The sequence below is a fragment of the Achromobacter sp. CSND-B12 genome, assembly GCF_052906545.1.
In genome coordinates, this window is sequence record NZ_JBREGJ010000001.1 from 3,338,948 (window position 1) to 3,358,768 (window position 19,821).

General features: G+C 67.4%; 20 protein-coding genes. 17 read left to right on the forward strand and 3 right to left on the reverse strand.

Annotation, left to right across the window (positions count from 1 at the left end; translation table 11 throughout):
- The first annotated feature begins 52 nt into the window (after positions 1 to 52).
- Entirely contained in the window at positions 53 to 2,824 is a 2,772-nt protein-coding gene (locus ACUTAG_RS15710; protein ID WP_020925594.1) for a cation:proton antiporter, read from the forward strand.
- 21 nt (positions 2,825 to 2,845) lie between these two features.
- Here ACUTAG_RS15710 and ACUTAG_RS15715 read toward each other — a convergent pair whose 3' ends face one another.
- Positions 2,846 to 3,652, reverse strand: a complete 807-nt coding sequence (locus tag ACUTAG_RS15715) for an NUDIX hydrolase (protein ID WP_446650246.1) — start codon at positions 3,650 to 3,652, stop codon at positions 2,846 to 2,848.
- Between the two features lie 292 nt (positions 3,653 to 3,944).
- On the opposite strand from ACUTAG_RS15715, the gene coxB reads away from it, so the two are divergent.
- The 5 genes from coxB (at position 3,945) to ACUTAG_RS15740 (ending at position 8,124) form a co-directional block, all read left to right on the forward strand.
- Complete coding sequence (gene coxB / locus ACUTAG_RS15720; RefSeq protein WP_006388092.1) at positions 3,945 to 5,102, forward strand: cytochrome c oxidase subunit II; 1,158 nt, start codon at positions 3,945 to 3,947, stop codon at positions 5,100 to 5,102.
- A 100-nt stretch (positions 5,103 to 5,202) separates the two neighbouring features.
- Positions 5,203 to 6,810 (forward strand): cytochrome c oxidase subunit I, encoded by a 1,608-nt coding sequence (ctaD, locus tag ACUTAG_RS15725; RefSeq protein ID WP_006388093.1) that lies wholly within the window; start codon positions 5,203 to 5,205, stop codon positions 6,808 to 6,810.
- Between the two features lie 35 nt (positions 6,811 to 6,845).
- Positions 6,846 to 6,974, forward strand: coding sequence for a cytochrome oxidase small assembly protein (locus ACUTAG_RS15730; protein ID WP_020925592.1), 129 nt, complete (start codon positions 6,846 to 6,848; stop codon positions 6,972 to 6,974).
- An 11-nt stretch (positions 6,975 to 6,985) separates the two neighbouring features.
- The gene (locus tag ACUTAG_RS15735; RefSeq protein WP_006388094.1) at positions 6,986 to 7,210 is read left to right on the forward strand and encodes a DUF2970 domain-containing protein; all 225 of its coding nucleotides are present in this window, start codon (positions 6,986 to 6,988) and stop codon (positions 7,208 to 7,210) included.
- Between the two features lie 38 nt (positions 7,211 to 7,248).
- Complete coding sequence (locus ACUTAG_RS15740; protein ID WP_006388095.1) at positions 7,249 to 8,124, forward strand: cytochrome c oxidase subunit 3; 876 nt, start codon at positions 7,249 to 7,251, stop codon at positions 8,122 to 8,124.
- 154 nt (positions 8,125 to 8,278) lie between these two features.
- On the opposite strand, the gene ACUTAG_RS15745 is transcribed toward ACUTAG_RS15740, so the two are convergent.
- Entirely contained in the window at positions 8,279 to 8,479 is a 201-nt protein-coding gene (locus ACUTAG_RS15745; RefSeq protein WP_006388096.1) for a twin transmembrane helix small protein, read from the reverse strand.
- A gap of 36 nt (positions 8,480 to 8,515) precedes the next feature.
- Between ACUTAG_RS15745 and ACUTAG_RS15750 the strand changes: the two genes are divergently transcribed.
- The 5 genes from ACUTAG_RS15750 to ACUTAG_RS15770 are packed head-to-tail and all read left to right on the forward strand — an operon-like array spanning position 8,516 to position 12,555.
- Complete coding sequence (locus ACUTAG_RS15750; protein WP_058665436.1) at positions 8,516 to 9,313, forward strand: SURF1 family protein; 798 nt, start codon at positions 8,516 to 8,518, stop codon at positions 9,311 to 9,313.
- 45 nt (positions 9,314 to 9,358) lie between these two features.
- Complete coding sequence (locus ACUTAG_RS15755; RefSeq protein WP_223203271.1) at positions 9,359 to 9,973, forward strand: SCO family protein; 615 nt, start codon at positions 9,359 to 9,361, stop codon at positions 9,971 to 9,973.
- Between the two features lie 21 nt (positions 9,974 to 9,994).
- Positions 9,995 to 11,029 carry a COX15/CtaA family protein gene (locus ACUTAG_RS15760; protein ID WP_006388099.1) on the forward strand — a complete coding sequence of 345 codons (1,035 nt, stop codon included), beginning with the start codon at positions 9,995 to 9,997 and terminating at the stop codon, positions 11,027 to 11,029.
- A gap of 13 nt (positions 11,030 to 11,042) precedes the next feature.
- Positions 11,043 to 11,933, forward strand: coding sequence for a heme o synthase (cyoE, locus tag ACUTAG_RS15765; protein ID WP_026383355.1), 891 nt, complete (start codon positions 11,043 to 11,045; stop codon positions 11,931 to 11,933).
- 16 nt (positions 11,934 to 11,949) lie between these two features.
- Positions 11,950 to 12,555 (forward strand): SCO family protein, encoded by a 606-nt coding sequence (locus tag ACUTAG_RS15770; RefSeq protein ID WP_006388101.1) that lies wholly within the window; start codon positions 11,950 to 11,952, stop codon positions 12,553 to 12,555.
- A 75-nt stretch (positions 12,556 to 12,630) separates the two neighbouring features.
- Here the strand turns inward: ACUTAG_RS15770 and ACUTAG_RS15775 are convergent, their stop codons facing one another.
- The gene (locus tag ACUTAG_RS15775) at positions 12,631 to 12,852 is read right to left on the reverse strand and encodes a DUF3717 domain-containing protein (protein ID WP_006388102.1); all 222 of its coding nucleotides are present in this window, start codon (positions 12,850 to 12,852) and stop codon (positions 12,631 to 12,633) included.
- 131 nt (positions 12,853 to 12,983) lie between these two features.
- Here ACUTAG_RS15775 and ACUTAG_RS15780 point away from each other — a divergent pair, with 131 nt between their 5' ends.
- The 6 genes from ACUTAG_RS15780 (at position 12,984) to ACUTAG_RS15805 (ending at position 19,816) form a co-directional block, all read left to right on the forward strand.
- Entirely contained in the window at positions 12,984 to 13,655 is a 672-nt protein-coding gene (locus tag ACUTAG_RS15780; protein ID WP_054442549.1) for a glycine zipper 2TM domain-containing protein, read from the forward strand.
- Between the two features lie 43 nt (positions 13,656 to 13,698).
- Positions 13,699 to 14,490: a PhaM family polyhydroxyalkanoate granule multifunctional regulatory protein gene (locus ACUTAG_RS15785; RefSeq protein WP_024067447.1), complete on the forward strand. Its 792-nt coding sequence runs from the start codon at positions 13,699 to 13,701 to the stop codon at positions 14,488 to 14,490.
- 63 nt (positions 14,491 to 14,553) lie between these two features.
- The gene (gene glmU, locus ACUTAG_RS15790) at positions 14,554 to 15,927 is read left to right on the forward strand and encodes a bifunctional UDP-N-acetylglucosamine diphosphorylase/glucosamine-1-phosphate N-acetyltransferase GlmU (RefSeq protein ID WP_006388103.1); all 1,374 of its coding nucleotides are present in this window, start codon (positions 14,554 to 14,556) and stop codon (positions 15,925 to 15,927) included.
- Complete coding sequence (locus ACUTAG_RS15795) at positions 15,924 to 17,315, forward strand: MFS transporter (protein ID WP_006388104.1); 1,392 nt, start codon at positions 15,924 to 15,926, stop codon at positions 17,313 to 17,315. Before glmU ends, ACUTAG_RS15795 begins: the two co-directional genes overlap by 4 nt.
- A gap of 120 nt (positions 17,316 to 17,435) precedes the next feature.
- Positions 17,436 to 18,758 (forward strand): UDP-glucose dehydrogenase family protein, encoded by a 1,323-nt coding sequence (locus tag ACUTAG_RS15800; RefSeq protein WP_006388105.1) that lies wholly within the window; start codon positions 17,436 to 17,438, stop codon positions 18,756 to 18,758.
- Positions 18,755 to 19,816, forward strand: a complete 1,062-nt coding sequence (locus ACUTAG_RS15805; RefSeq protein WP_049052877.1) for a glycosyltransferase family 4 protein — start codon at positions 18,755 to 18,757, stop codon at positions 19,814 to 19,816. The genes ACUTAG_RS15800 and ACUTAG_RS15805 overlap by 4 nt, the downstream gene beginning before the upstream one ends.
- Positions 19,817 to 19,821 lie beyond the last annotated feature (5 nt).

Genomic DNA, 19,821 nt, shown 5'->3' on the forward strand with positions numbered 1-19,821 from the left:
CTATTCTTGTGAAACTTCTCACAAGCTTCACGATCGGAACGCGGCGCTATCCATGGATGTAGGTTTTCTCGTATTCGGCCTGGCCGGGCTGTTGACCCTGGTGTGCTTCATGCCGCCGCTGGCCGGGCGCCTCAAGCTGCCCTATTCGGTGCTGCTGGCGATCGTCGGCTGCCTGCTGGGCATCATCGTGCACGTCCATGGCTGGGCGCCGAGCTGGATCGGCGACTTCCTGGATTCGCTGGAACGCTTCGAGATTTCCTCCGAGACTTTCCTGATGGTGTTCCTGCCGGTGCTGCTGTTCGAGACCGCCCTGTCGATGAACGTGCGGCGCCTGATGGACGATATCGGCCCGATCCTGATGATGGCGATCGTGGCGGTGGTGGTGTGTACCGTGGTGGTGGGCGTGACGCTGGACGCGATCTCGCCCTATGGCCTGGTGGTGTGCCTGCTGCTGGGGGCCATCGTGGCGACCACCGACCCGGTGGCGGTGGTGGGCATCTTTCGCGAAGTGGGCGCGCCCAAGCGCCTGACCACGCTGGTGGAAGGCGAAAGCCTGTTCAACGACGCCGCGTCCATTGCCTTGTACTCGGTGCTGCTGGCCGTGCTGGGCGGGCACGGCGAGCTGACCGCCAGCGGCATCTTCAATGACTTCATCGTGCACTTCATCGGCGGCGGCATCGCCGGTTTCGCCATGGGGCGCCTGGCCTGTTTCCTGTTTGCCTGGCTGCGCGGCTTTCCCACGGCCGAGATCACGCTGACGCTGACGCTGGCCTACCTGTCCTTCTTCATCTCCGAACATTACCTGAACGTGTCGGGCGTGGTCGCCACGGTGATCGCCGGCCTGGTGGTGGGGTCGACCGGTCGCACCCGCATGTCGCCGACGACCTTCGAATACCTGTCGAGCGCGTGGGAACAATTCGGCTTCTGGGCCAATTCCCTCATCTTCCTGTTCGCCGCCATGCTGATTCCCAAGCTGATGGCGGCAGCCGACTGGCAGGAACTGGTGCTGGTGGCGGTGGTGTTCGTGGCGACGCTGGTGGCGCGGGCCATCGTGGTGTTCGGCCTGCTGCCGTTGCTGGGGCTGACCAAACTGGGCACCAAGGTCAGCAATCCCTACAAGGTGGTGATGCTGTGGGGCGGACTGCGCGGCGCGGTGTCGCTGGCCCTGGCCCTGGCCGTGACCGAGCAGACCGGCGTGCCCGAGGAGGCGCGCCAGTTCATCGCCGTGGCCACCACCGGTTTCGTGCTGTTGACGCTGTTCGTCAACGGCATCAGCCTGCGGCCGCTGATCCGCATGCTGGGGCTGAACCAGCTGTCGCCGGTCGAGCGCACCATCCGCAACCAGGCGCTGGCGGTGGCGTTGGAGGACCTGCAGGGCAAGACCGACGAGGTTGCCAAGACCGAGCATATCGGCACGGAAGTGCGCGACCGCATCCGCGCCGTGTTCGACGCCAGCCTGACCAGCGTGCACGACGGCCAGGTCAGCCAGATGAGCGACGAGCAGCGGGTGGCGGTGGGCCTGGCGATCGTGGCGCAGCGCGAGGAGGAAATGTTCTTCGACATCCTCAAGGCGCAGATCGTCGACTGGCGCATGGCGGAAACGCTGCTGGCGCGGGCCGAACGGCTGGAGGACGCGATCCGCATGGGCGGGGTGCCGGGCTTCGAGCGCGCCATCATCGCCGACGTGCGCTATTCCACCGGTTTCCGGCTGGCCCTGCGGCTGCACTACCTGTTCGGCTTCCAGGGCTGGCTGGCGCGCGAACTGGGCCAGCGTTTCGCCAATCTCATGAGCAAGCGATCGGTGGCCCAGCGCCTGATCGTGTTCGCGCGCGAGCAGATCACGCCGCTGCTGGGCGAGACCGCCACGCAGCGCATCGTGGCGCTGCACCAGCGCCGCCTGGACCTGATCGAAAACGCGATGCAGGCGCTGAACCTGCAATATCCGTCGTACGCGCAGTGGCTGCAGGAGAGCTACCTCGGCCGGGTGGCGCGCGAGCTGGAACGGATCCGCTATCGCGACATGCTGGAGCAGTTCCTGATCAGCGGCGAGGTCTATGCCGACCTGATGGCGCAATTGAAGAGCCGCTGGGCGCACATCGATACGCACCCGCCGCTGGACATCGAAATGAGCGCGGCCGACCTGATCAAGCGCGTGCCGTTGTTCGAGGGGCTGTCGGCCGATTCGCTGCGCGCGATCAGCAAGCTGCTCAAGCCGCGCCTGTCGCTGCCCGACCAGCGGGTGCTGACCAAGGGCCGGCATGGCGAGGAGATGTGCTTCGTGGCGTCGGGGGCGGTGGCGGTGCACCTGCCGGACAACACCATGATCGAACTGGGCAGCGGCGAGTTCTTCGGCGAACTTGGCCTGCTGGGTGAGCAGCAGATCGCGCCCGAGGTGACGTCACTGGGCTACAGCAAGCTGCTGATGCTGTCGTCGCGCGATTTCCATGCCCTGCTGGCGCGCGACGAGCACCTGCGTGAACGCATCCAGGTGGTGGCCAAGCAACGCCTGCGCGCCATCGAGGTCTGGAAGCAGTTCTCGCAGGCCAACGCGACGGCGGCTCCCGCGCCCGCGCAGGCGCCCGTGCCTTCGCCGGCCCAGGCCGCGGCGGCCGCCGAAGCTGCCGGGGTGGCTGCCGGCGACGAACTCGACGCGCGCGCGGTGCAGGCGCTGCGGGCGGCCGAGCCGGGCGCGCCGGCCGCGCCCACGGCTACGCCGGTGGCGCCGCAACAGGTGGAGACGCGCCGGGTCGAAAACCCGCCGGTCGAAACGGATGAAATCCAGGCGCGTGAATCGGGCGCGGCGCCGGGCGGCGCCAGCGCCTGACCCCCGGCCCGCGTCGCCGGCTCAGATCTCGCCGGCGGCGCGGCGCTGCATGATGTCTTCGATGATCACCAGCGCGGCTTCCAACGTGAATTCGCCCTCCGCCACGCGGCGGACCACCGTGTCGACGTCGGCCGCGGCAATCTCCATCACTTCTCCGTCACGGTTGGCGGGCCTGGCGTCGGCCGCCAGCACACAGGTGCTGGTGAGTACGTCCTCGACCTGGTAGCCCTCGGGCAGGCGGCGGTGGATGCGCAGGATGGTGCGTAGCGGCGAGCGCCGCGTCAGGTCGGGCGCGTCCAGCCCGGCTTCTTCGCCGCATTCGCGCACCAGCGCCGATTCAAGCGGTTCGCCGCTGCCGGCCAGGCCGCCAACCAGGGTGTCCCACATGCCGGGGTCGGTGGACTTGCTGAGCGCGCGGCGGGCGATCCAGATGCGGCCGTCCGGGGTCCAGGCGTTCAGGTGCACCGCCTTGGTCAACAGACCCAGTGGCCGCACCGCCGCGCGTTCGATCACGCCCAGCGCAATGTCGCTGTCCAGGACGTCGAGCAATTCATCGCGCCAGCCCCTCAGGCAGTTGGCTTGGCGCAACAGTCGCGCGGTCTGTTCGAGCACGCCATCGAGCGCCGGGCCGGGGGGCAACGCCGCGCCGATGCGCAGCGCGTCGGTATCCACGTCGATGTGTGCGGCTCCCTGGAGGGCGTCGCAGGCGGCATGCGTGGCCCAGCCGCAGCGTCGTCCCGCTATATAGAGAGCGTGCGCGCCCGCGGGAGCGGGCTCCTGGGCGCGAGCGCGCAAGGCGGCATACAGATCGGACAGCTGCTTGGGCATTGGGAGGCCGTTGTGATTGGACTGCCGGGATTTTATGCCACCCGGTTTATCCGGCGCGTCAAGGGGGCGCGGGCAGATGGGGGCGGGCCGCATGAATTCAAGGGCACAAACTTACATCTGTTTGCGCGTCCGCTATAATCCGCCAGTTTCTTTGTGATTTCGAGTGGGAATGCGGGGGCCGCTCTATCTCCCCCTGCCTAGCCCTGCCATCTAATAATTGCGCGTAGTCCTGTTGCAGTGACATCCGTGCCACTAGGCGACAAGGGCCTTCGCGCCGTGTTTCGAGGTAAGCATGAAGAAGTGGAGAGGGATACTGGGCGCTTGTGCGCTGCTGATTGGCAGCGCGGCCATCGCTCAGGTGCAAGACATGCCCGGCGGCCCGAAGGTCAATCAGCTGAACCTGCATGAAGGCGTCACACAGATCACGCGTGATGTCATGTGGCTGCACTGGCTGCTGCTCACGATCTGTATTGTGATTTTCGTGGGCGTCTTCGGAGTGATGTTCTACTCCATCTGGGCGCACCGGAAATCCCGCGGACACAAGGCCGCGACCTTCCACGAACACCTCGGCGTGGAAGTGGCCTGGACGGTCATCCCCTTCATCATCGTCATCGCCATGGCGCTGCCGGCCACCAAGACGGTCGTGGCCATGAAAGACACTTCCAGCGCCGACCTGACCATCAAGGTCACCGGCTATCAATGGAAGTGGGGCTACGAGTATCTCGACGGCCCCGCCGCCGGCGTCAAATTCCTCTCCACCCTGTCGACCCCGCGCGCCCAGATCGAAGGCCGCGAGGCCAAGGGCCAGTTCTACCTGATGGAAACGGACAACCACATGGTGGTGCCCGTGGACAAGAAGGTACGCGTCGTCCTGACCGCCGCCGACGTCATCCACTCGTGGATGATTCCCGACTTCGGCGTCAAGCAGGATGCGATCCCCGGTTTCCTGCGCGACGCCTGGTTCCGCGCCGAAAAACCCGGTATCTACCGTGGCCAGTGCGCCGAATTGTGCGGCAAGGACCACGCCTTCATGCCCATCGTCGTGGAAGTCCTGGCGCAAGCGGACTACGATAAGTGGGTTGAAGACCAAAAGAAGAAGATGGCGGCAAACGCCGACGATCCCAATAAAGAGTGGACGGAAGCCGAACTGGTTGCCCGTGGCGAGAAGGTCTTCGCCGCCAATTGCGTGGCCTGTCATCAGGCCAACGGCAAGGGCATCCCGGGCAGCTTCCCGGCCCTCGATGGAGACAAGGTTGTTCTGGGCCCGAAAGCGGAACAGATCAACACCGTGCTCAAGGGCAAGCCGAACACCGCCATGGCGGCATTCGGCCCGCAGCTCAATGATGTCGAGATCGCCGCGGTCATCAGCTATACGCGCCATGCCTGGAGCAACGCCGGCAAGGGGCAGGACCCGACAGTGATGCCGAAGGATGTCGCGGCCGCGCGTTGATCGCGCCCCGCTTTCCCATCGCAGAGCTGGTTCCGTTTAGTCAGAGATACCCTGCCGGTTCCGTGGAACGGAGCCGGCACTCAGCAGGAAGGAGTCCATCATGAGCAGCGTCACTGTAGACCACGTGTCGCCGGGCCACGGCCACGGTCACGATGACCACCACCACGCCACCCCCACCGGCTGGCGCCGCTGGCTTTTCGCCACCAACCACAAAGACATCGGGACGATGTATCTCATCTTCTCGTTCGTCATGCTGCTCGAAGGCGGCACGCTGGCGCTGCTGCTGCGTACCGAGCTGTTCGAGCCGGGCCTGCAGTTCTTCCGCCCCGAACTGTTCAACCAGTTCACCACCATGCACGGCCTGATCATGGTGTTCGGCGCCATCATGCCGGCGTTCGTGGGTTTCGCGAACTGGATGATCCCGATGCAGATCGGCGCGTCCGACATGGCCTTCGCCCGCATGAACAACTTCAGCTTCTGGCTGCTGCCGGTGGCCGCGATCATGCTGACGGCCTCGTTCTTCGTGCCGGGCGGCGCCACCGCCGCCGGCTGGACGCTGTATGCGCCGCTGTCGCTGCAGATGGGCCCGGGCATGGACCTGGCCATCTTCGCGATGCACATCATGGGCGCGTCCTCGATCATGGGCGCCATCAACATCATCGTGACCGTGCTGAACATGCGCGCGCCCGGCATGACGCTGATGAAGATGCCGCTGTTCTGCTGGACCTGGCTGATCACCGCGTTCCTGCTGCTGGCCGTGATGCCGGTGCTGGCCGCCGCCATCACCATGGTGCTGACCGACCGCCACTTCGGCACCGGCTTCTTCAACGCCGCCGCCGGCGGCGACCCGGTGCTGTACCAGCACGTGTTCTGGTTCTTCGGGCACCCCGAGGTCTACATCATGATCCTGCCGGCGTTCGGTATCGTGTCGGCCATCGTGCCCGCGTTCGCCCGCAAGAAGCTGTTCGGCTACGCCTCGATGGTGTACGCGACCGCCTCGATCGCCGTGCTGTCGTTCATCGTGTGGGCGCACCACATGTTCACCACGGGCATGCCGGTGACCGGCCAGCTGTACTTCATGTACGCCACCATGCTCATCTCCATCCCGACCGGGGTGAAGGTGTTCAACTGGGTCGCCACCATGTGGCGCGGCTCGATGACGTTCGAGACGCCGATGCTGTTCTCGATCGGCTTCATCTTCGTGTTCACGATGGGCGGCTTCACCGGCCTGATCCTGTCGGTGGCGCCGATCGACATCCAGGTGCATGACACGTATTACGTGGTGGCCCACTTCCACTACGTGCTGGTGGCCGGCTCGCTGTTCGCGCTGTTCGCCGGCACCTACTACTGGCTGCCCAAGTGGACCGGCCGCATGTACAGCGAAAAGCTGGGCAAGCTGCACTTCTGGTCGACGCTGATCTCGTTCAACGTGACCTTCTTCCCGATGCACTTCCTGGGCCTGGCCGGCATGCCGCGCCGCTATGCCGACTACGCCGCGCAGTTCACGACGTTCCACCAGATCGCCACCATCGGCGCCTTCTGGTTCGGCCTGTCGCAGCTGATCTTCCTGTGGGCGGTGCTGCGCTGCTACATGGGCAAGGGCGAGCAGGCCGCGGCCAAGCCGTGGGAAGGCGCCGAAGGCCTGGAATGGACCGTGCCGTCGCCCGCCCCGTTCCACACCTTCGAGACGCCGCCCGAAGTCAAGTGAGCGCCGATCCGAAACCCGCAACAGGCAGCATGGCCATGACCCCCGAGCAGCGCCGACGCAACAAGATCGCAGGACTGGTTCTGCTGGTATTCGTCATCGCCGTGTTCGCCTGGACCGTGTTCCGCGGTTCGGCGCTGCTGGCGGGCAAGGCCATCGGCGGCTAGCGGGCCACGAGATGAGCGACGACCTGCGCGAATCCGCCCAGCGCAAGCTGAGCTTCTTCCAGACGATGAAGGCGGTGGCGTGGGGATTTTTCGGCGTCCGCAAGGGCGCGGGCTATCGCGAGGACAGCGCCAGGCTCAATCCCGTCCATGTGATCGTGGCGGGGCTGCTGGCGGCGGCGATCTTCGTGGCCGTGCTGGTGTTAATTGTGCGTTGGGCGGTATCCAGCCTGACTTGAATCACTTAATTCTATAAATCAGTACCAGGGAGAAAGCCATGAGTGCAAGCCACTCGGTTCAAGGTAAAGAGGCACCCTATTACTACGTGCCCGCCGATTCGGGGCATCCCGTGCGCACGGCCGTGGCGCTGCTGCTCATGGGCCTGGGCGCCGCGGGCTGGATCAACGGCGTGAGCTGGGCCAAGTGGTCGGTGCTGATCGGCTTCATCGCGCTGATCGTGGTGCTGTACTACTGGTTCGGCGACGCCATCCAGGAATCCGAGGCCGGCATGAACAGCAAGCGCATCGACGGGTCGTACCGTTGGGGCATGAGCTGGTTCATCTTCTCGGAAGTGATGTTCTTCGCGGCGTTCTTCGGCGCGCTCTGGTACGTGCGCACCATCACCACGCCGTGGCTGGGCGACATGGACCACCGCCTGATGCTGTGGCCCGACTTCCAGGCGGTGTGGCCCAACTTCGGCCCGGCCGGCGTGGTCGAGCACTTCCAGACCGTGGGCCCCTTCTGGCTGCCGACCATCAACACCGCGTTGCTGCTGAGCTCGGGCGTGACGCTGACCATCGCCCACCATGCGCTGCGCGAGAACCATCGCGGCAAGACCATGTTCTGGCTGGCCGCCACGGTCATCCTGGGTTTCATCTTCGTGGCCTGCCAGGCCGCTGAATACCACCACGCGTACACCGAGCTGAACCTCAAATTCAATTCGGGCGCCTACGGTTCGCTGTTCTACATGCTGACGGGCTTTCACGGCTTCCACGTGATCCTGGGCGCCACCATGCTGACGGTCATCCTGATCCGCCTGATGCGCGGCCATTTCCGGCCCGACCACCACTTCGGCTTCGAGGGCGCCGCCTGGTACTGGCACTTCGTGGACGTGGTGTGGCTGGGCCTGTACCTGTTCGTCTACTGGTTCTGAGGCGTGGGCCCGGCGCTGCCGGGCCGATCGGCTGGACGGGGCGAGGCTGGCGGGCCGCCGGGAAACCGGCGCCGCCGGCCTCGCCCTTCGCTTGATGGCGGTCCGTGTTCCAATAGGGCTGGTCGCGTGGCCGGGGAACCGGCCGGACGCGGGTTTATCTAAAACCGGTGCTTTCGATCCAGCCCATGTGATGGGCGAACAGCACGAACAGGAACAGGGCAACCGACAGGCCGATGCGCACCGTCAGCGCGTTGACCGTGCGGTTGGTGCTGCCTTTGTCCCGCATCAGGTAGACCAGGGCGGATGCCAGGCTGGCCAGGATACCGATGAAGGCCAGAACGACGAAAACGCGCATGATGGTCTCCGGACAAAATCGATTGATTCAATACAGATGGCTCGACCGCATTCAACCCGCTACACGGTAGCCGCCTTGCTCCTGCTGGGGATCGCCGTGGTGATCCTGGCGTCGCTGGGCCAATGGCAATTGCGGCGGGCCGACGAGCGACGCGACATTCTGGCGGCTATCGAGGCCGGCCGCAAGCAAGCGCCGCTGGTGCTGGCGCCGTCGACCGCGCCGGCCGACATGAAGCCGTGGCGCGTGGCGCAGGCCAGCGGCACTTGGCTGCCCGAATTCAGTGTACTGCTGGACAACCGCAACCATGAAGGCAAGCCGGGCTACTGGCTGGCCACGCCGCTGCTGCTGGATGCCGGCAGCCGCCACGCGGTGCTGGTGCTGCGCGGCTGGCTGCCGCGGGTGATCCAGGGCCAGGGCGCGCCGGCGCTGCCGGCCACGCCCGACGGCGCGCAGACCATCAAGGGCGAGCTGTCACCGCGCGTGCCGCGCATGTTCGAGCTGTGGTCGCTGGGGGGCCAGGACGCCTCCAGCCTGCCGGAGCGCCTGCCGCTCGCCGGCGGCGCCGTGCCACAGGTGCAGAACCTGCCGCTGGAGGCCTACGCAAAGGCCACCGGACTGACGCTGCTGCCCGCCGTGGTGAGCCAGTTCGGCACCGGCGAGGACGACGGCCTGGTGCACGACTGGCCGCAGCCGTCGGTGAATTTCCAGCAGAACACGGTCTATGCCGTCGAATGGTTTTCCTTCGCCTTGTTTGCCGCCATTGCGTGGCTGGTGGTGCTGGGGGGCGCCATCAAGCGCATGCGCCAACGCGCGGCCAACGACCCGGCGGCCTGACCGCCCTTTCCGACAACAGAATCCATGACCCACGCGGCTCGCGACATGACTGCTTCCAAACCCGTACGGCGCTCGCTGACACCGATGGTGCTGGTGTTCCTGTGCACGCTGGCGCCGATCGTGGCGGCCTTCGTGGTCTACATGAATCCGCAGTGGTGGCCGGCGGACGCCAGCAACTATGGCCAGTTGGTCGAGCCGCAGCGGCCGATGCCCGCGCCGGAGGCGCTCAAGCTGACCACGCTGGATGGCAAGCCGTTCGACCTGCAGAGCCTGAAGGGCAAGTGGCTGCTGGTGGCGGCCGACGGCGCGGCCTGCCCGGAAAGCTGCGCCCGCAAGCTCTACATCACCCGCAACACCCATGCCAGCCAGGGCAAGAACGTCGACCGCCTGGCGCGCGTCTGGTTCATCACCGACGACGGCCCGGTGCCGGACAAGGTGCTGCAGGCCTACCAGGGCACGATCATGCTGCGCGCCGATCCGGACCAGTTGGCGCGCTTCCTGCTGGCGCGCGAGGCCGCGGCCGGCCAGCCCGGCCTGGCGCAGCCGATCTGGGTGATCGATCCCCTGGGCAACCTGATGATGCAGTATCCCGCCGACGCCGACGGCGTGAAGGTGCGCAAGGACATCAGCAAGCTGGTCTATAACTCGCGCATCGGTTGAATCGGTATTCAGTTGGTTTCCATGGAACGCATCAAAGCGCGGTATCGCAAACTCGTCTTCTTCACCTGGTTCCTGACGCTGGACCTGATCATGTTCGGCGCCTTCGTGCGCCTGACGGACTCGGGCCTGGGCTGCCCGGACTGGCCCGGCTGCTACGGCAGCGTCACGCCGCTGGGCGCGATGGGCGACATCCACGAGGCCTCGCAGGCCATGCCGTTCGGCCCGGTGACCTTGTCCAAGGCCTGGATCGAGATGATCCACCGCTATGTCGGCTCGATCCTGGGCATGCTGATCATCGGCATCGTCTACATGGCCTGGCGCTACCGCCGCGAACTGGGCCGCTCGCCGGCCCTGGCGGTGACCACGCTGGTGGCGGTGTGCGTGCAGGGCGCGTTCGGCGCCTGGACCGTGACGCACAAGCTGATGCCCGCCGTGGTCACGGCGCACCTGGTGTTCGGCCTGTCGGTGCTGGCGCTGATGACCTGGTTGTCGGCGCGTGAACGCCCGCACCATGCGGTGGCCGCCGCGGCGCGGCGTTTCAGGCCCTGGGTGGTCGGCGGCTTCATCCTGCTGCTGATCCAGGTGACGCTGGGCGGCTGGGTCAGCACCAATTACGCGGCTCTTGCCTGCATGGATTTCCCCATGTGCCACGGCAAATGGGTGCCTGACATGGATTTCCATGGCGGCTATTCGATCATCCGCGCGCTGGGCGAGCTGCCGTCCGGCGAAATGATCTCGCAACCGGCGCTGACGGCGATCCACTGGGTGCACCGCAATTTCGCCTTCGTCGTGTTCGCGTACCTGGGCGTGCTGGCCTGGCGCCTGCGGGCCGACCGGGGGCTGCGCGGCCCCGCCACGCTGATGCTGGCGCTGCTGGGCGCCCAGCTGCTGACCGGGCTGACGACCATTTTCTTCCAGTGGCCATTATTGATCGCCGTGCTGCACAATGGCGGGGCGGCCGGCCTGACGCTGGCCGCCGTCGTCCTCATGGTGCGCCTGTCCACGGCGGGCGGCGCGCCGGCCGGGGGCTACGGCCCCAATTCGGTGCGCGTTTAAAATAGGGTGCATGATGACCAGTCTTGCCGCTCCCCAATCCGGATTGCTCCGCCAATATTTCGTGCTCACCAAGCCGCGCGTCACCCAGTTGGCGGTGTTCTGCGCGGTGATCGGCATGTTCCTGGCCGTGCCGGGCGTACCCGACATGCGCCGCGTGCTGTTCGGCACCCTGGGCATCTGGTTGCTGGCCGCGGCCGCCTTCGCCATCAATTGCCTGATCGAGCAGGAAGTCGACGCCCGCATGCTGCGCACGGCGCGGCGCGCCACCGCGCGCGGCACCATTTCCGCGTACCAGGTGCTGGGCCTGTCGGGCCTGCTGGGCGGGGCCGGCATGTTCGTGCTGTACACGCTGGTCAACCCGTTGACCATGTGGCTGACCTTTGCCACCTTCGTCGGCTACGCGGTGATCTACACCGTCATCCTCAAGCCGCGCACGCCGCAGAATATCGTCATCGGCGGCCTGTCGGGCGCCATGCCGCCGGCGCTGGGCTGGGCGGCGGTGGCCGATTCGGTGCCGGCCGAGGCCTGGCTGCTGGTGCTGATCATCTTCATCTGGACGCCGCCGCATTTCTGGGCGCTGGCGCTGTATCGCAACCATGACTACGTCAAGGCCGGCCTGCCCATGCTGCCGGTGACGCACGGCCAGCAGTTCACGCGTCTGCAGATCCTGCTCTACAGCATCGCGCTGGTCGCCACCACGCTGCTGCCCACCGCGATCCGCATGAGCGGCGCGCTGTACCTGGCGTCGGCGCTGGTGCTGGGCGGCATGTTCGTGTCGTATGCCTGGCGCCTGTACCGCAACTACAGCGACGAGCTGGCGCGCAGCATGTTCCGTTTTTCCATTCTCTACCTGGCGCTGTTGTTCGGCGCCCTGCTGGTGGACCACTGGGTCGCGCTGATCTGACCCCCTGGAGATGTCGATGTCCGTATTTTCCGCCAGTCGGCGCCTGGCCCTGCGCCTGGCCACGGCCGCCGCTTTCACCGTCGCCCTGGCCGCCTGCGGCGACAACGCGCCGCAGTTCAAGGGCAGCGACATCAGCGGCACCCAGCTGGGCCGCGGGTTGGAGCTGTCGGACTACAACGGCAAGACGCGCACGCTGCAGGACTTCGCTGGCAAGGCGGTGGTGGTGTTCTTCGGCTTCACGCAGTGCCCGGATGTCTGCCCGACCTCGCTGGCCGAGCTGACGGAGGTCATGAAAAAGCTGGGCCCGGACGCCGAGCGCGTCCAGGTGCTGCTGATCACGGTGGATCCCGAGCGCGACACGCCGGAAGTGCTCAAGCAATACGTAACCGCGTTCGACCCGCGTTTTCTGGGTTTGACCGGCACGCCCGACCAGGTGAAGAAGGCGGCGGCCTCGTTCAAGGCCTATTACGCCAAGGCGCCGACCAAGGACGGCAACTACACCATGGACCACACCGCGGCCTTCTACCTGCTCGACGGCAAGGGTGAATCGCGCGTGCTGGCCAACAACAACATCGGGGTCGATGCCCTGGTGCACGACATCCAGGCCCTGCTCAAGGGTTGATGCCGCCGCCGCGGTCGGCCAGCCGGGCAGGCATCGGCAGGCGCTGCCGCGCGATCGGGTGTGCGGCCTATGGCGTCATTCGCCGCCCGCGGCCCGCCAGCGGGCCAGCGCATCGCGCGCCTTGTCGCCGATATCCGCCATGGGCAGTTCGCGGCGGTGCGACATGATCATCAGGGCATAGGGGGTGGCCAGCGCGGCCGCCTCCGGGCACAGGCGCGATTCGTCGCCGGTGGACGGCGAGACATTGCGCCAATAGTTGATGGCCGCTTCGATCTGAGGCAAGGTGATGGCATTCATGGTCCTATTTTCCACGAATGCCGCGGGCTGTCCAACCGCTTCGGCGCAGCAATGAAGCGTCACCATCGCAACATGCCGAAACCGCATCCGGGTGCTATACCACTGCCGGTTAGTAACGATGGAGCATCGTCATGAATTATCCCGCCCCAACCGAATCTCCCCGCCGCGGCCTGCATCCGCTGGTCGCGGCCGCCGCCATCGCGGTGATCGTCATGTGCTCGGTCGGCGTGGCCGCCGTGATGGGCTGGCTGCCGACGCCGTCGGCCACCCCGCACGCCGAGGACCCGGCGCTGGCCCAGCCCGGGCCCGAGGCCGCCAATCTGGCGCCGGCCCAGCCCGCGACGCCTGGCCAGCCGCAAGCGCCGGCCGCGCGGCCGCCAGCCCAGGCGCAGGCCCAGCAGCCCCAGGCGCAAGGCCGCCCTGCGCCGGCCCCAGCCCCGGCGGCGCAGGCCTGCCGCAATTGCGGCGTGGTTGAATCGATCCGCCAGGTGCAGGTGCCGGTCAAGGACAATAGCGACCACCTGGTCGGCACCATTGCTGGCGGCGTGGCCGGCGGCGTGGTCGGCAACCAGTTCGGCGGCGGCAGCGGCAAGACCGCGCTGACCGTGCTGGGCGCGGTGGGCGGCGCTTTGGCAGGCCGTGAAGTTGAGCGTAATATCAGGCAGCAACAAACGGTGACGCACTATGAGCTCACGGTACGCATGAACGACGGCAGCTCGCGCCAATTCCGCAGCGCGCAGCCGTTCGCCTTCGCGTCCGGCGACCACGTGCGGGTGGAGAATAATCAGCTGCTGCCGGGATGACCACGCCGGCCGGCAGCGTTTTGCGATCTATGGGAAGACAGGAATGAGCGACCAACACAGCAACCCGTTCGTCCTGCCCGGCATGGGCCAGAATTCCGACCTGTCGGGCAACCCCCTGCTGGCCAGCATGGAAATGATGCGCCAGGCCTGGGCTGGCCTGACCGGCCCAGGCGGGTTGGCGAGCAGCCTGCCGATGGCGCCGCCCATGAACCTGGAAGACCTGGACCGCCGTATCGCCGAACTGCGTTCGGTGGAAAATTGGCTGCGCATGAACCTGTCGATGCTGTCCAGCACGATCCAGGGCATGGAAGTGCAGCGCTCCACCATCAGCACGCTGCGCGCCTTTGTCGATTCGGCCGCCAACCTGGACCTGGGCGCGGTGCGCGAAAGCGGCGCGGCGTCGCCGCTGGAAGTGGTGCTGGGCCTGAAGCCGGCCCCTGCCGCCAAGCGCGCGCCGCAAGGCGCGTCGCAAGAGGCCGCGGGCGCCGCGAAGGCTGAGGCCAAGGCTCCCGAGTCCGACGGCGGCGCGGCCGGCGCCCAGCCCGCCATGAGCGAGCAGATGGGCGCGGCGGCGCAGTCGGCCTCCAAGGCCTGGTGGGACCTGCTGCAACAGCAATTCAACCAGATCGCGGCGGCCACGGCCGCATCGATGCCCGGCAGCCAGCCGGCGCCCGAGGCCGACAAGTCCAAGGCCAAGCCGGGCGGCCCGCAGGCCGCGGCCGCCCCGGCGGCCAAGGCTGCCAAGACGGTCGCCAAGCCCGCCCGCAAGACCGCGCGCAAACCGGCCGCCAAGGCGGCCACCAAGAACAGCGGGCCTGCCGACGGCAAGCCCTGATTTTTTCAATCCCGTCCCGGACCGCCGCATGGCGGTAGCGGGCGCATTCAAATACCGGAACTTATGCTCAATGTAGTGATTCTCGCCGCCGGACTCGGCAAGCGCATGCAGTCCGACCTGCCCAAGGTGCTGCACACCCTGGCCGGCAAACCGATGCTGGCCCACGTGCTGGATAGCGCCCGCCAGCTCGAGCCGGCCCGCGTCATCGTGGTGGTCGGCCATGGCGCCGACCGCGTCAAGCAGGCTTTCGCGGGGCAGGACGATCTGCAATTCGCGCTGCAGCAGCCGCAGCAAGGCACCGGCCACGCGGTCCAGCAGGCCGTGCCGCTGCTGCGCGAAGGCGACGGCAAGGACGACGTGACCCTGGTGCTGTACGGCGACGTGCCGTTGGTGCAGCCCGAGACGCTGCGCCGCCTGCTGCAGGCGCGCGGCAACGGCGCCGCGGTGCTGACCGAAGTGCTGGCCGACTCGACCGGCTACGGCCGCATCGTGCGTGACGCCGCCGGCAACGTCTGCCGCATCGTCGAGCACAAGGATGCCTCCGAGGCCGAGCGCGCCATCAAGGAAGTCAACACCGGCATCCTGGCCGCGCCCACCGCGCAGCTCAAGGACTGGCTCTCGCGCATCGACAACAACAACGCCCAGGGCGAGTACTACCTGACCGATGTGGTCGGGCTGGCCGTGGCCGACGGCGTGCCGGTGGGCGCGGCCCAGCCGGACGCATCGTGGGAGACGCTGGGCGTGAACAGCCGCGTGCAGCAGGCCGAACTGGAGCGCCGCTATCAGGGCGAGCAGGCGCGTCGCCAGCTCGAGGCCGGCGTGACGCTGGCCGACCCCGCCCGTTTCGACGTGCGCGGCACGCTGACTTGCGGCCGTGATGTGTTCATCGACGTGGGCTGCGTGTTCGAGGGCCAGGTGACGCTGGCCGACGGCGTGCGCGTGGGCCCGCACTGCGTGCTGCGCGACGTCAGCATCGGCGCGGGCACGCAGATCGAGGCTTTCAGCCATCTGCAGCAGGCCCAGGTCGGCGGCGACGCGCGCATTGGTCCGTACGCCCGCCTGCGTCCGGGCGCCGAACTCGGCGATCGCACCCATGTCGGCAACTTCGTCGAGATCAAGAAGAGCGTGCTGGGCGCCGACAGCAAGGCCAACCACCTGGCCTACATCGGCGATGCCGACATCGGCGCGCGCGTGAACGTGGGCGCGGGCACCATCACCTGCAACTACGACGGCGTCAACAAACACCGCACCGTCATCGAGGACGACGCCTTCATCGGCTCGGACACGCAACTGGTGGCGCCGGTGCGCGTCGGTCGCGGCGCCACGCTGGGCGCCGGCACCACCCTGACCCGTGATGCGCCGGCCGACAAGCTGACGGTATCGCGCGGCAAGCAGGTCACCGTCGACGGTTGGCAACGGCCGGTCAAGAAGTCGTGACCGCGCCGGCGTCCCCGGCGCCGGCGGGCAAGTCCAAGCCTGCCGCGCCGGACGGTTTGCCGGCGCCGCGCCGCTACTGGGCGGCGGCGACCGTGATGACGGGCATCAGCCTGTCGGTGCTGGATACCACCATCGCCAACGTCGCGCTGCCGACCATCGCGGCCGACTTGAATGCCTCGCCGGCGCAGGCGGTGTGGGTGGTCAATGCCTACAACCTGGCGGTGGTGATGATGCTGCTGCCGTTGTCGGCCCTGGCCGAGCGCATCGGTTTCCGGCGCATGTTCACCTTCGGGCTGGTGCTTTTCACCCTGGCCTCGCTGGGCTGCGCGCTGGCCGGCACGCTGGCGCAACTGACGGCGGCGCGCGTGTTCCAGGGCGTGGGCGCGGCGACGCTGATGTGCCTGTTCGGCGGCCTGGTGCGCAACATCTATCCGCTCAAGATGCTGGGGCGCGGCATCAGCATCAACGCCACCACGGTGGCGGTGATGTCGGTGCTGGGGCCGACGATCGGCTCGGCGATCCTGTCGGTGGCGCCCTGGCCGTGGATCTTCGCCGTCAACCTGCCCATCTGCGTGTTGGCCATGTTCGGCCTGCGCCACCTGCCGGAAGTGCCGCGCAACGACGTGCGGCTGGACTGGATCAGCGCGCTGCTGTGCATGGCGACGCTGGGCGTGTTCATTTCCGGCATCGACATGATGGGCGAGGACCTGCTGCGCGGGATCGGCCTGGTGGCGATTGCCGCCGTGGCGGGCCTGGTACTGGTGCGCCGCGCCAGCCGCCAGCCCGCGCCGCTGGTGCCGGTGGACCTGCTGCGCATCCGGCCGCTGGCGTTCGCGGTGGGGGCGTCGGCCTGCACCTTTGCGGCGCAGATGGCCTCGTATGTGTCGCTGCCTTTCTATTTCCAGCAGGTGCTGGGACGGCCGTATCTCGAGGTGGGCATGCTGATGGGCGCCTGGCCGGTGGGCACGGCGTTGATCGCGCCGCTGGCCGGCCGCCTGTCGGACCGCTACTCCGCCGCCACCCTGAGCGGCGTGGGCGCGGCGACCATGGTGATCGGCATGCTGTGGCTGGCGGCGCTGCCCGCCTCCGTCGGCAACGTGCCCATCATCGCCGGCATGTTCGTGGCGGGCGTGGGCTTTGGTTTCTTCCAGACGCCGAACAACCGCGCCATGCTGTCGGCCGCGCCGCGCGTGCGCAGCGGCGCGGCCGGCGGCCTGCAGGCGACCACCCGGGTGTTCGGGCAGAGCTTCGGCACGGCGCTGGTGGCGATCGCTTTCAGTGTCAGCGCGGCGCACGGACCGGGGCTGGCCCTGGTGCTGGGCACGATCTGCGCGGCGCTGGCGGTGGTCGTGAACACGGTGCGCTTCAGCAAGCTGCGGGCGCCCTAGCGCCAGCCGATCGCCGCGGGCGCCGCGTTCCGGGCGGGCTGGCGGCCCTTCTATAATGGCGACCGGCGCTGGGGCAGGATGCCCGGGCGCGACGATTACCTATTTTTAAGGCGTTCAGGCATGAAGATCACGGTCGTGGGTACCGGTTACGTAGGGTTGGTGTCGGGGGCATGCCTGGCCGACATGGGCAACGACGTTATGTGCCTGGACGTGGATGCGGCGAAGATCGCCCTGCTGCGCCAGGGGGGTATCCCCATCTACGAGCCGGGCCTGGAAGACCTGGTGCGGCGCAACGTGCAGGCCGGCCGCCTGCATTTCACCGACGACGTGGCCCAGAGCGTGGCGTTCGGCGACGTGCAGTTCATCGCGGTGGGCACGCCGCCCGGCGAGGACGGCTCGGCCGACCTGAAATACGTGCTGGCCGCCGCCCGCAACATTGCCCGGCATATGACCAGCCGCAAGCTGATCGTGGACAAGTCCACCGTCCCGGTCGGCACCGCCGACAAGGTGCGGGCCGCGGTGGCCGAGGAATTGGCCAAGCGCGGTGTCGAGGTGCCGTTCAGCGTCGCCTCGAATCCGGAATTCCTGAAGGAAGGCGCCGCGATCAACGATTTCATGAGCCCGGACCGCGTCATCGTCGGCGCCGACGACGACTACACCATCGGCGTCATGCGCCGCATCTACGAGCCGTTCCAGCGCACCCACGACCGCCTGATGGTGATGGACGTGCGCTCGGCCGAGCTGACCAAATACGCCGCCAACGCCATGCTGGCGACCCGCATCTCGTTCATGAACGAGATGGCCAACCTGGCCGAAGCGCTGGGCGCCGACATCGAGCAGGTGCGCCGCGGCATCGGCGCCGATCCGCGCATCGGCTACCACTTCCTGTATCCGGGCGCCGGCTACGGCGGCTCGTGCTTCCCCAAGGACGTGCAGGCGCTGGTCAACACCGCCGCCGAGAATGCGCTGCCGATGCGTGTCATCGAGGCCGCCGAGGCCGCCAATCATGCGCAGAAGTTCCGCCTGTCGGAAAAGCTGGTGGCGCGCTACGGCGAGGACCTTAGCGGCCGCAAGATCGCGCTGTGGGGCCTGTCGTTCAAGCCCAATACCGACGACATGCGCGAGGCCCCCAGCCTGACCGTGATCGACGAGCTGACGCGCCGCGGCGCCACCGTGCGCGCCTACGATCCGGTGGCCATGCACGAGGCCGGCCGGATTCTGGATGGCAAGCCGGGCGTGAGTTTTGCCACCGACATGTACGATGCGCTCGACGGCGCCGACGCGCTGCTGATCGCCACCGAATGGAAGGTCTTCCGCGCGCCCGACTTCGACCGCGTCAAGGCCTTGCTCAAGACGCCGCTGATCATCGACGGCCGCAATCTCTACACGCCGGCCGACGTGCGCGCCCAGGGCTTCGAGTATTCGGGCATCGGCCGCGCATGAAGATCCTGCAGCTCAACTTCGAGAAGGGGTGGCGCGGCGGCGAACGCCAGACGCTGTACTGCATGCGCGCGTTCCGCAATGCCGGCCACCAGGTCGAAGTGCTGTGCCGCGAGGGCGGCCCGCTGGCCGAACGCGTGCGCCAGGAAGGTTTCGTGGCGCACCCCGTCCGCAACGTGCCGGCGCAGCTGGCATTCCTGGCGCGCGCGGGCAGCGGCTACGACATCATCCACGCCCAGACCGCCAACACCATCACCTGGGCGGTGCTGACCAAGTGGCTGCACCGCCGCCCGGTGGCGTTCTCGCGCCGCACTTCGTTCGTGGTCAAGCCCAACGAGGAATGGAAGACCGGCTACAAGTGGCGCCACACCGACCTGTTCGTGGCCATCAGCGACATGGCCGCGAGCGAACCGCGCCGCCTGGGGCTGGATCCGGTCATCATCCGCAGCGCGGTCGAGCCGCACCGGATCAACCAGGAAAACGTCGCCGCGCTGGTGCGCGAATTTGGCCTGGAAGGCAAGAAGGTCATGGCCACGTCGGCCGCGCTGATCCGCGACAAGGATCCGGTGACGCTGGTGCGGGCGGTGGCCGAACTGGCGAAGACGCGGCGCGATTTCGTCTTCCTGCACTTCGGCGCCGGCGGCGATCGCGAGCAGCAGGCGCGCGACGAGGCGCGGGCGCTGGGGGTCGAGGACGTCTACCGTTTCGCGGGCTTTCGCAAGGGCGTCGAGGATTTCTACAGCATCCTCGATGTGTTCGTCATGAGCTCCGAGGAAGAGGCGCTGGGCAGCAGCGTGCTGGACGCCTTCCTGCAACGCGTGCCGGTGGTGTCCACCGACGCTGGCGGCTTGAAGGAAAGCCTGGCCGACGGGCGCGGCGTGCTGTGCGCGGTGGCCGATTTCCATGCCATGGCCCAGGGCATGGCGCGTTGCCTGGATGATGCCGCGTTCCGCCAGGAGATCACCGAGCGCGCGTATCAGTACGTGCGCGACGAGCACGACGTGCAGAAGATGGGCAATCGTTATCTGGCGCAGTTCGAGCGGCTGCTGGCGGCGCGCTAGCCGCG